The 11,254-nt window shown below is 46.3% G+C and carries 10 protein-coding genes and 1 pseudogene; 7 read left to right on the top strand and 4 right to left on the bottom strand.

What is annotated here, in order from left to right; all coding sequences use genetic code 11:
* A partial coding sequence (locus A1D16_RS11405; RefSeq protein WP_290709537.1) for a hypothetical protein occupies positions 1-234 on the top strand: 234 nt, incomplete at its 5' end.
* Positions 235-343: 109 nt separating this feature from the next.
* Entirely contained in the window at positions 344-1,123 is a 780-nt protein-coding gene (locus A1D16_RS11400; protein WP_290709536.1) for a LytTR family DNA-binding domain-containing protein, read from the top strand.
* Positions 1,124-1,149: 26 nt separating this feature from the next.
* Here the strand turns inward: A1D16_RS11400 and A1D16_RS11395 are convergent, their stop codons facing one another.
* A complete protein-coding gene (locus A1D16_RS11395) occupies positions 1,150-4,221 on the bottom strand; it encodes a sensor histidine kinase (RefSeq protein ID WP_290709534.1) in 3,072 nt (1,023 codons plus the stop codon).
* 218 nt (positions 4,222-4,439) lie between these two features.
* Here A1D16_RS11395 and A1D16_RS11390 point away from each other — a divergent pair, with 218 nt between their 5' ends.
* Positions 4,440-5,222, top strand: a complete 783-nt coding sequence (locus tag A1D16_RS11390) for a hypothetical protein (RefSeq protein ID WP_290709532.1) — start codon at positions 4,440-4,442, stop codon at positions 5,220-5,222.
* Between the two features lie 13 nt (positions 5,223-5,235).
* On the top strand, positions 5,236-5,775 hold the full coding sequence (locus tag A1D16_RS11385) for a nucleotide disphospho-sugar-binding domain-containing protein (protein WP_290709529.1): 540 nt from the start codon (positions 5,236-5,238) through the stop codon (positions 5,773-5,775).
* A 30-nt stretch (positions 5,776-5,805) separates the two neighbouring features.
* On the opposite strand, the gene A1D16_RS11380 is transcribed toward A1D16_RS11385, so the two are convergent.
* Positions 5,806-7,512, bottom strand: coding sequence for an NAD(P)/FAD-dependent oxidoreductase (locus A1D16_RS11380; protein WP_290709527.1), 1,707 nt, complete (start codon positions 7,510-7,512; stop codon positions 5,806-5,808).
* 74 nt (positions 7,513-7,586) lie between these two features.
* Here A1D16_RS11380 and A1D16_RS11375 point away from each other — a divergent pair, with 74 nt between their 5' ends.
* The gene (locus tag A1D16_RS11375; protein ID WP_290709526.1) at positions 7,587-7,832 is read left to right on the top strand and encodes an acyl carrier protein; all 246 of its coding nucleotides are present in this window, start codon (positions 7,587-7,589) and stop codon (positions 7,830-7,832) included.
* 1 nt (position 7,833) lies between these two features.
* Here A1D16_RS11375 and A1D16_RS11370 read toward each other — a convergent pair whose 3' ends face one another.
* The gene (locus tag A1D16_RS11370; RefSeq protein ID WP_290709523.1) at positions 7,834-8,280 is read right to left on the bottom strand and encodes a DoxX family membrane protein; all 447 of its coding nucleotides are present in this window, start codon (positions 8,278-8,280) and stop codon (positions 7,834-7,836) included.
* Positions 8,281-8,449: 169 nt separating this feature from the next.
* Here A1D16_RS11370 and A1D16_RS11365 point away from each other — a divergent pair, with 169 nt between their 5' ends.
* The gene (locus A1D16_RS11365) at positions 8,450-9,028 is read left to right on the top strand and encodes a diheme cytochrome c-553 (protein ID WP_290709522.1); all 579 of its coding nucleotides are present in this window, start codon (positions 8,450-8,452) and stop codon (positions 9,026-9,028) included.
* 80 nt (positions 9,029-9,108) lie between these two features.
* Here the strand turns inward: A1D16_RS11365 and A1D16_RS11360 are convergent, their stop codons facing one another.
* Complete coding sequence (locus A1D16_RS11360) at positions 9,109-9,966, bottom strand: dienelactone hydrolase family protein (protein WP_290709520.1); 858 nt, start codon at positions 9,964-9,966, stop codon at positions 9,109-9,111.
* A gap of 88 nt (positions 9,967-10,054) precedes the next feature.
* Here A1D16_RS11360 and A1D16_RS11355 point away from each other — a divergent pair.
* Positions 10,055-11,254, top strand: a pseudogene (locus A1D16_RS11355) (alpha-galactosidase); the annotation flags it as partial.

Here is an 11,254-nt window from a genome sequence, read left to right as displayed (position 1 = left end):
GTTAAACATAATATGATCCTGCGCGATAGCCCCCTTTCCATTCAACTCCTTACCACCAACAGCAAAAAACTCATTGTAACCAATAACCTACAGCGAAAAAACCGGCTCGTTTATTCCAATAAAGTTGGCTTACACAATATTCATAATAAATACCGTCTCATGAAACAGGAAGAAATAATGATCCGGGACGATGGCAAGGAGTTTTCCGTAATCGTACCCCTGATTCAACCCTGATGCCGGCAGGCAACCCCCTTGCACAATTCATTCGCTGAAATTATCAACTAATACCATCCAACACCCTTTACCCGGCCGGCAGTCCTTATTTTTACACAATATCATTTGTATGAAAGTACTGATCGTGGAAGACGAAGAACTGGCTGTCAAAAAACTCCAAAAAACCTTACAGTCTGTTGATCCTACCGCTGAAGTGGTGGGCATAACCGATAGTATCCGGTCTTCCGTAAAATGGCTCCAGGAAAACCAGGCCCCCGACCTGATCCTGATGGATATTGAACTGGCCGACGGACAATCCTTCGAAATCTTTGACCGCGTGGAAGTGAACAGTACCGTTGTTTTCACGACCTCTTATGATGAATATGCCCTCAAAGCCTTTAAAGTAAACAGCGTAGACTACCTGTTGAAACCGGTGCAGAAAGAAGACCTGGAAAATGCGCTGCAAAAATTCCATCGTATGAAAAAACTGTTGAAAGGTTCCGAACCCGGCGGCAACCTCAACATGGAAAACCTGGTTAAGGAACTGCAGCAGCGCCTGCAGCCCAAAGATTATCGGAAACGATTCCTGGTTAAACAGGGGCAGAAACTGGTAAGTGTGGAGGTGGAAGAGATTGCCTATTTCTACAGCGATGGCCGCGTTAATTTTTTTAAAACCCGCGATAACCGAAAGTATATCGTGGATTATACGATGGACGAACTGGAAGCCATGCTGGATCCTGATAGCTTTTTCCGGATCAGTCGTTCATTTTATGTTTCCATCGAAAGCGTAGAACAGATACACGATTATTTTGGAAACCGTCTCCTGTTACACCTGGTTCCCATGCTGGATAAGGAGTCGATCGTGAGCCGTGAAAAAGTGACCGATTTTAAACGCTGGATGGGGAAATAAAAACCTGCTGCCAAAGCCCGGCGGTATCAGGTGCTTAATTTCATTTCAAGGCGTACCAGGGTGCCGGTATTCAGTTCCGAAAGAATTTCAAGATCCGCTCCGATTGCAGCAGCGCGTCTTTTCATATCCATAATACCGCGTCCTTTTGCAACCCCTGTGGTATCAAAACCTTTGCCATCGTCCTGGATCAGTAACTGCAGTTTTTTCTTACGCAAACGCAACTGTACCTGTATATTCCGGGCATCCGAATGTTTTACTGCATTTATGATGGCTTCTTTAAAAACAGACAATAACTCATACCGGTGTTCCATATCAGAATGGCGGTCCTCAATAAACGGATCAGCATCAATCCGGATATTAACCGCGTGCAGGGATTCCTGTTCCAGGGCAAACTGTTTCATCCGTTCCAGCGTTTTCACCATCTGGTCATTTTGCGGGTTAATACTCCATACCATATCGTACATGGCCTGGGTCATCCGGTTACTGGTTTCACTGATATGATGAATATAGTCGCGTGTACGAAGATGGTCCTGTTCTACCTTGTTTTTGGCGAGTTCACTTGAAATATTGATACTGCTGAGCGAATTGGAGAGGTCTTCCGTTAAACTCGTGGCAATCCTGGTACGGATACTTTCTGTAGCCCGGAGTTTTTGCATACGCAAACGATCGAGCCAGTAAAGAAAAGCAATTACGATAAAAACCATCATCGCCATAAACCAATAAGACCGCCAGAAGGGAGGTTTGACCTGTATATTCAGCCCGGTTACCTGCGCTGATTCCTCACCATCGCCATTGACCGCTTTTACCAGGAAACGATAGTTGCGGTAGGGCAGGTAATTGTAGATAGCCTGGTTCCGTGTGGATCGAACCCAGTCTTCATCCAACCCTTCGAGTTTGTGGTAATAGGTTAATTGTCCGTGCTCGAGGTATTGCAAAGAAGCATAATCTATGGTAATTGAATTATTGGTATGATTCAGTTCCAGCCTGCCTTCTGGCCGTATTGAATCATAATTGAGTCGTTTGTTCATCACCTGCATACCGGTTATGGTTACCTGGGGTGGCTGAATGGCGTGCATCACCTTATCCGGATCAAAGACCAGGAAATTATGACTGGTTGTAAAAGCCAGTAAAGAATCACGTATGCGAAAGGCTCCGCCGGTAGTAAAATTGTCGAACTGGATCCCATCGCGCCGGTCAAAAACGGTAAATGAATTTTGCCGCAGATTCCAGCGGCAAAGACCATTCTGTAAACCGATCCATACCCGCCCTCGTTTGTCGGTTTGCAGCAGGTAAGCGGAGTTGGAAGGCAGCCCATCATCACTGGTAACAATACGATGGGTGATATTGCGTGTATTCAGCACCGTTATATTGCCGGTTGCCAGCAGCAATAAACTATCGTTGTACCGTATGATATCGGTGGGCGAATTGCTGCCGGCTTTCCAGCCCGATGATTCCCTGGTGACATGGTGCAGGATCTTTCCGGTAGCCGGATCAATATGGTAGGTGCCCCAGCCAAGTGTGCCTACCCATAAACTACCATCCCAATCAATGTATAATTTGTGGATCAGCCCGAGTTCATGAACCAGCTCATATCCTTTGGTGGGATCGCCCCCTGATTTTTTGTAATCCCATTTCACCAGGCGCCCGCCCTGGGTACCAAACCAGATATTACCGGCTTTGTCTTCTGCCATTTGGCGAATGGTACGTTCTTTGAAAACGGGTAATTGTCCCGACCATACGGTTCCTGTTGTTGGGTTATAAACTTTCATGAAACCGGTTTGCTCCCCAAAAAAGATAAGGCCTGTTGGGGAATGTTCCTGGATAAACCAGAGGTTCATTTTATCCTTCCAGGCATGAAAGGCCGGGGGGGTGGCAACTGGTCGGAACAGGCTATCATAAATATAAAAGCCAATACCCCAGGTACCTACCCAGATCTGCCCGTTTTTTAATTGTTTTACGTGTTCTACCGGTCCGTCGATTACCTGTGTTTGGTTAGGGCGAAGCAGGTAATAGGCGTTAAAAGCCTGGGCTGCCGGGTTGAACAGGAAAAGTCCGTCAGTAGTTGCCAGCCAGGCATTTTGATCACGGTCTTCAAATAACTGCAGCCCTACGTCAAAACGGAACTGCTCACTGTACGGGGCTGCCTGGTGTACAAACTGAAAACTTTGCCGAAGGGTATCTAATTCGGCAATAAAAGGAAGCCCGTAAAGCCAGATGGTACCGTTTTTTTGTTGACTGGCCCCCCGGTATTCATGGTATTCTTTAGGAATATGAGCGCCAATAAAATGCCTTTTTTTGGTACCTGTTTTTCCGTCATACCAATAACAATAAGGAACGGGATGTCGGTGAGGCCAATGAAAGATCAGCATGCTTGTACTGCCATTGACCGGAAGAATGCCTTGTATATTGGGAGTATGGGCGAACTGGTTTATTACCGGATCTGCCGACTGGTTATGGCCGGCATAAGAAATCTGCTTTTGTGAGGGGGAATATTTGATAAGTCCTGAGTCGCATCCAAACCAGTAGGCTTTGCGGTTGCTATCGGGTTGAAAATACAAGACCACCCATTTTTCTGGGAGTCCGAATTCCCGGGCTATGGGTACAAAACGACGCTCTTTTTCTTTGTATAAAAATACGCCTCTGCCGATCATCAGCAGGTAGAGGTTCCCCTCCCAGTCTTGTTTGAAAATGGACGTATGATATAAACTGTGCGGCATGGGTGGCATATCTACCTGCACTTCCTGGTAGGTGAAACGGGCTCCGTCAAAAATGCCGACCCGGTTATCTTCATTCACGATCCATATCCGTCCTTTTTTATCGCAGAATAGGGTAGCCAGGTTATTGGAGGGAATGCTGTTGGCGGTGTTTCGGTTGTGCTTAAATGTGATAAAATCCCGGCCGTCAAATCGTTGCAGTCCGTTGGTGGTTGCCAGCCACATATATCCTTCTGTATCCTGACCTACTGCGTTCACATGGTTGGATACCAGCCCGTTGGCAGTTGTGTATTGGGTAAACGAGTATTGTCTTGCCTGTTGTGCCGGCAGTGGAACTGTCTGCACCAATACGAGGAACAGAAAAAGTAGAAAACGGGTTGTCATGCGAGATTCGGGTGGTCAAATATACTTAGCTGTGTGAATTATTTAGGAGCCCTGCAGGTTGGTTGCCGGAATAGGGGATGGACTGCTGAAAACCGGGTATCAATTGTTGGCTAGGTAAGCTGGTTACAATTGATGGCGGGATTTTGCAGTTTCATGCAGGTTCGGATTTTTTTTGCTTGCAGGCTTACTTAGCATTGCGGTTTATCAATCGTATCAATATGAAGCTCCAATCTGGCAGGAGGATCCTGTTTGCAAATGTTCCGGCAGACGGGCATTTTAACCCGCTTACTTCGCTGGCGGCACATTTACTGGAACAAGGGTATGAAATAGCCTGGTATAGTTCCGATTTATACGCGGGCAAAATCAGGCGGATGGGGATCCGGCATTTCCCGTTTAAACAGGCACTGGATATCAATGCAGCTACCATTGATCAGTTTTTGCCCAGGCGAAAGCGAATTAAGGGGAAGCTGTCCTTACTCAATTTTGATTTGCAGGAGTTTTTTATAAAAAGAGGACCGGAATATTATGCAGATATTGTTGCCCTGTACGAGGAATTTCCTTTTGATTTGCTGATTGCGGATTGTGCTTTTATGGGTATTCCCTATGTTAAAGATAAAATGGGTATTCCGGTTTTATCAATAGGCATTATGCCCTTGATGGAGACTTCGCGGAACCTGGCGCCGCCAGGTTTGGGATTAGCGCCGGCGGGCAGTTGGGCGGGTAAACTATGGCACCGGCTTTTACGAAAATTGGTATTGGGCCTGGTATTTAGACCTTCTTTCCGCCTCCTGCATGGCTTGCTGGAAGAGCAGGGTATTTGGCATGGCAACCAGAATTTATTTGATCTGGCGATCAGCAAATCGGATCTCTACCTACAGAGCGGAACTCCCTCTTTTGAGTTTGAGCGTCCTGATTTGAGTGAGCGGATCCGTTTCATTGGGCCGGTTCTGCCGGTGAAGTTGCCGGCTCGGTCAAACCGCCTGGTACGACCCCCGGGTTGAATCCTATGAACGGGTGATTTTAATTACACAGGGAACCTTCGAAAAAGATACCACCAAATTGTTGGAGCCTGCGTTAGATGCATTGATCAACAGTAATTACCTGGTTTTGGTGACCACTGGTGGGTATGGAACCGAACAGCTTCGTCGCCAGTACCAGGCTCCGAATTGTATTATTGAGGATTTTATTCCATTTGATGAAGTAATGCCCTATGCGGATGTATATGTTTCCAATGGTGGGTATGGGGGCGTATTATTGGCTATTCAACATGAGGTGCCCTTGGTAGTGGCGGGGGTACATGAAGGAAAATCGGAGATCAATGTTCGGGTAGGATATTTTGGGTTGGGTATAGATCTCAAAACGGAACGGCCTGCTGCTCCGTTGATCCGGACGGCGGTGGAAAAGGTGTTGAAGGAGGAGGGGTATAGGCATCGGGTAAAACAATTGTGCCGGGAATTCCTGCAATATGATCCAGAGCGTTTAACGGCGCTGTATGTGCGGGAGCTGTTGCTGCGTAAAACCAGGAAGCGGAGCGAGGTGTCAGATACCTGTTAGACAGGTATCTGACACCTCGCTAACAGCGTTCTAACACCTGTCTGACACCTTAGCCCGTTCGGAAGGTGTAGGAACCTGTCTAAAAGGATACTGGTCATTACTGTACTGAGGATTCTTTAATACCTCTTCGACCGTCAATTTCCCATCTATATACCTCGACATAGATTTGAATAAGGAAGGCCGCTCTTTTTTGAAAATTAATAAGGCGGCATTGGCACCAGCTTTCACCGCAATCGGAACACCCCCTCCCAACTCCGCCCAATGACCACCTAAAATCAGGTTTTTTACCGGGGTCTGGTAATGTGCAATTTTTGCCTGCATATTTGCTCTGCCCGGACGAGCACCCATCATGGTGCCGTTTTTATTCCCGGTATAACGATAATGTGTAACCGGAGTAGCTACCTCGTAAAAAAGAATATGCGATTTTAGTCCGGGTGCAATTTTTGCCTCCACCCGCGCTATCAGTTTCTCTGCTATCTGGTGTTTTAAGGCTTTATAGGCTTCTCCACGAATATAATTACCCTCGGCATCGCGGGAGGTTTGCCAGTCATTCATGAATTTCATCTCGGCAGGCATATAAATCGTAAGGGTGCCCTGGTGCTCCGGACTGAGCGATTTGTCTCGTACCGTTGCTGCAAGTACACTCACTTCAACCGTATCCGGATCGCCATTGGAAAAAGCCTCAAAAGGCAGGTTCTCATCTACCAGATGAATCATCTCCTCGTTAAAACCCAGTTCCTCAGCCGGACAATCCAGCGCAATCGAAAGGGTAACGGAGGACGTGTACAATTCAGCCTGACGGAGCTTTTCTTTTAATTTTGCGGGGATGGCATCTGCCGGCAACATCTTTTCATACACCGTTTCAATATCATTGGCTGCTATCACATACCTGCTGTAGAAGGTATAGGGCTTGTTCCGATGCAGAAAATGAACCCCTTTGGCCGCCTGGTTTTCTACCAGTATTTGCTTCACGTTGCTTTGAAACACTACGGCTCCCCCGCGCGATTCAATATTGTGCTGGAGCCACTTGGGGATCATCTGGCTGCCACCTTTCGGCGGACTTTGAAAATCGCCGTAATAGGCCCATCCGATCGGTACAAAACAACCGATCAGCTCATGTTCCGACGCAAAAATCCGATGCAGTCCGGGGTCTTTAAAAAATTTATTCAACCCTTTTTTTAATCCTTTTTCACCGCTGTAAAGGACGTAAGGGATAAAAGGCAGTACAAAACGGAAGGTTTTGTAACCAGAGCTAATCCGTTCCCAGGGAGTCATGTTTTCTTTCGCCCGGAAAACGGTATTGAATTCTTTAAAAGAGCGACCTATTTTTTTTGCAGTGGCAAAAAAACGAAGGATACCCTTTTTTTCATGGGGATATTCCCGGATAAGCTGATCTCTGAACTCATCCGGATTATCCGTCAGCAGGTAATTAAAATTATTTCCCTGATAGCGTCGAATCCGGCGCTGGGGAACAGCAATCGGGTAATCTTTTCCCACCAATTCGAAAATCCGGCAGATAAGTCCGCCTTCATTATATTGATTAAGCCAATGTATGGCCGTATCAAAAAGGAAATTTTTTCTTCTGAAACCGGCAAGATACCCACCTGCATGCGGTTCTTTTTCCAATACACAAACACGGTAACCGGCTTTCGTTAATAAGGCTGCTGCCGTTAGGCCACCTACCCCTGATCCGATTACAATAACATCATAGGAATCGTTTAAACCTGATTTAAGCATGCGAGAAAATTACTAAACACTTAGCATTAGTTGTACATTTGATTAGGATATTAAACATAATTATTTTGAACGGTATGACAGAAGCTGAAATCATAGAAAAAATCAATCTTTTTCTGGCGGAGGAATTTGAAGTGGAACCTGAAAAAATCACCCCGAATGCCAGATTGAAGGAAACCCTTGAACTGGATAGCCTGGACTATATTGACCTGGCTGTGGTGATTGAGCATAACCTGCACTTCAAGGTAAAACCGGAGGATTTCACCCGGATGATTACCGTGCAGGATTTTTACCAATATGCTTTTGCCAAATGTGGTGTTTAGCTTATGGCTGTGGTTCTTTCTTCCTATCGTCTGCCTTGATAGACCAGGTGCCGTCGCCGGCTATCAGAAAATAAATCAATAAAATAAGTACTGTAATTGAAACCAGGAGTTCGGGAAAAGGTTTCCATAAATCCCGCGTGGTATTTATAAATATAATTGCGCCGAGCAGGATGGGGATTTGAATAAGGGCGGCAATTCTTGTATAAGCTCCGAGAATCAGTAAAATTCCCCCCAGCAGCTGGGCTACAAAAACATAATGTCCCAGCAAAACCAGCGCAAATTCGGGCATAGGTAGTTTTGCATCCACCTGCGCCATTAGCTGGCTCATATTGTTGACAAACTGGATGCCTTTGATACCCAGGAATAGGCCCAGCGCAATCCGTACAATGTCCATCCATTGGGGATGATGCCTGTCACCCCACAATTCAATACGATGAAGAATGTTCATGACATATCATTGAAGTGATTAAATTAAGAGCTATTTTAAAGGTACGAAAAACAAGTTGGTGGCACTTCATCCGCCAAATTGCCCAATTAATTCAACTATTCCTTGACTGCCGCATCCTGCCCGGTTTATCTTGTTCCTTAATCAATAACCAATAAACAATTACCAAAAAATGAAAAAAATCTTCTTGACAGCAGCTGGGATGGCGGCAATAATTGCAATCGCCACGGTTGCCTGTCAGTCGCCCGCGGTTGAGCCTGCTGTGGCGGAAGCTACTGCAGCGCCGGAGGATCCGGTTAAGCGGGGCGAATACCTGGTCAATACCATTGGGTGCGATGATTGTCATACACCCAAGAAAATGGGGCCGCAGGGTCCTGAACTGGATCTCGAGAACCGGTTTGGGGGACATTTATCTACCCATCCCATCGGCCCGATCGACACTTCGGTGTTGTCGAAGGGGTGGGCATTGTTTGGGCCGGAGTTAACGGTAGCCGTTGGCCCTTGGGGAATTACGTATGCGGCTAATATCAGCGGTGATTCTACGGGCTTGGGCAACTGGACCGAAGAACAGTTTTTCCGGGCGATGCGGGAAGGTAAATACAAGGGCCTGGCAACCAGCCGTCCGTTATTACCACCAATGCCCTGGAGGAATTTTGCCAAGTTGAAAGACGAGGATCTGCGGGCGATGTTCCTCTATTTGAAATCCACTAAACCGGTGAATAACGTAGTGCCTGCTGCAAGGCAATTATAGTTTAGGTGTCAGACAGGTGTTAGATACATGTTAGAACGTCCGTAGACAGGTGTTCTAACATGTATCTGACACCTTACATCTTACAATCGTTTCTTCAAATATCCCAATGCCATCTCATAAGCCTGGCGGGTTTTTTCGGCATCATACCGGGGATTGCTTGGATTGGCAAAACCATGCACCGCATCAAAAATCTTATAATCAAGTTTTTTACCGGCGGCTTTCATGTCAACAGCAAACTGTTCAATAATTTCCTTTGAAATATATTGCTCATTCGCAAAAAGCCCTAACACATCAGATTGTAGCTTTTTTAATTGCTCAACGTCTTTCACCGGCATGCCATAAAAAATTACAGAACCAATATTCTGCTTTCCGCCAATTATCGCAGAACGTAAAGACCAGCTACCTCCAAAACACCAACCCAGGTTCGCTACCTTTGCCTGCGGCCCCGCATACGAATAAGCACCTTTTACAATGGTTTCCAATCGCTCAGGATTTGTGCCCTGCATGTATTGTCCGGCTATTTTAGGATCAGTCGTCACCTTTCCATCATACATATCAATGGCCAAGACATTCACGGATTCTCCTAAATCCCGGTAATAACGATCGGCTTCCTGCCTGATATGATCATTTAATCCCCACCATTCCTGAAATACAAATAACCATTTTGAACCCGGTTTTTTGGCTTTAATCAAATAAGCCCCGGCGGTTGTTCCATCGGCAGTCGGATAAGTGATGGCAGTACCCAGGTTATTCACCGAAATTGGTAAGGGGCTCGGATGCAGGGACTGAAACCCGGGATCTCCTGCAAAGGCGGTCATATCATCCTGTAAAGGATGGCAAACCACGACATGTTTATAGATACTATCCCTGCTGGCTTGTTTCCACCAGCCAATACCAGCCAATAACATACTAATAGGAATAACTAATAACCGGAACATAGCGCTTGTTTTATGATAGGTGTCAGACAGGTATTCTAACACCTATCTGACACCTTTTCAGTAATTTCCGAATAAATTTTTAGATATCATGCGTTTACAGGCTCTCTTTGTAGGAATCGTTGCTTTTTGTTCAACAAAACTGACCGCCCAACTGGTACCCGAAAAAGACTGGCTCCTTGCTCCCCAGGAATTTGAAGCAAAAGTGCAGGTTGCACAAAATAAAACAGCTGTCGTGCTGTCCAACGGACTCGTACGAAGAAGCTTCCAGCTCCAACCCAACCTGGTTTGTTATGACTATACCAACCTTAGCACCAACCAGCAACTGATCCGCACCATACGCGAAGAAGCCCGCATCAGTATAAACGGCATCTCCTATAAAATAGGCGGATTAATACCCCCGGCCGAAAAAGCCTATTTCCTGCCCAACTGGCTCAACACCCTCCAGCCAACCGACAGCTCTTTCCGCTTCAACAGGTATACCCTGGCAGACATCCAGCCAACCCTTCCCTGGAAACGGAAATTCTGGGCAGCCGGCGACCTGCCTGCCAACGGAAAAAAAATAAGCTTCCAGTATACCTCGCCGTTAGCCGAGCTGAATGGCATCGAAGTATCGATCAGTTACGAAATATACAACGGCATCCCCCTCATTAGTAAATCCATGCAGGTTACAAACCATTCAAAAAATACCATCCGCATAGACACCCTGGTAAATGAAGTGCTTGGTATGGTAGAAGAAGAAAGCGCTGTAGTAGGATCGCCCGCACAAATGAAAAAACCTTCCGGCCTTTACCTGGAATCCAATTACGCCTTCAATAACTCTATGCGCTACGAACTGAGTGACCAAACCCTGCATTGGAAAACAGACCCCGCCTATACATCCCAGGTGAACTATAATTACGAAACCCCCTGCCTGCTGGAAGTGTATCCCGACCACGGACCCGGAACTGAACTGGCCCGCGACCAATCTCTGCAATCTATTACTACCTACGAACTGGCCATGGATAACAGCGATCGGGAACGTCGTGGATTGGCCGTACGGAAAATGTACCGGACCATAGCACCCTGGACCTGTTCCAACCCCATTTTCATGCACCTCGTCAGTAAAAACGATGCAGAAGTTAAAACCGCCATTGGACAATGTGCAGCTACCGGTTATGAAGCCCTTATCCTAAGTTTTGGCAGTCACTGTAACATGGAAGATACCAGTGCAGCCAATATCAAAAGATGGAAAGACCTGGCCGATTTTGCCCACAGCAAAAATATTTTTATCGGCAGCTATTCCTTATTC

The organism is Flavihumibacter sp. CACIAM 22H1, assembly GCF_001601815.1.
In the GTDB taxonomy this organism is placed as follows: domain Bacteria; phylum Bacteroidota; class Bacteroidia; order Chitinophagales; family Chitinophagaceae; genus Flavihumibacter.
Note: the sequence above shows the minus strand (reverse complement) of the source record. Positions and strands in the feature narration are given on the sequence as shown.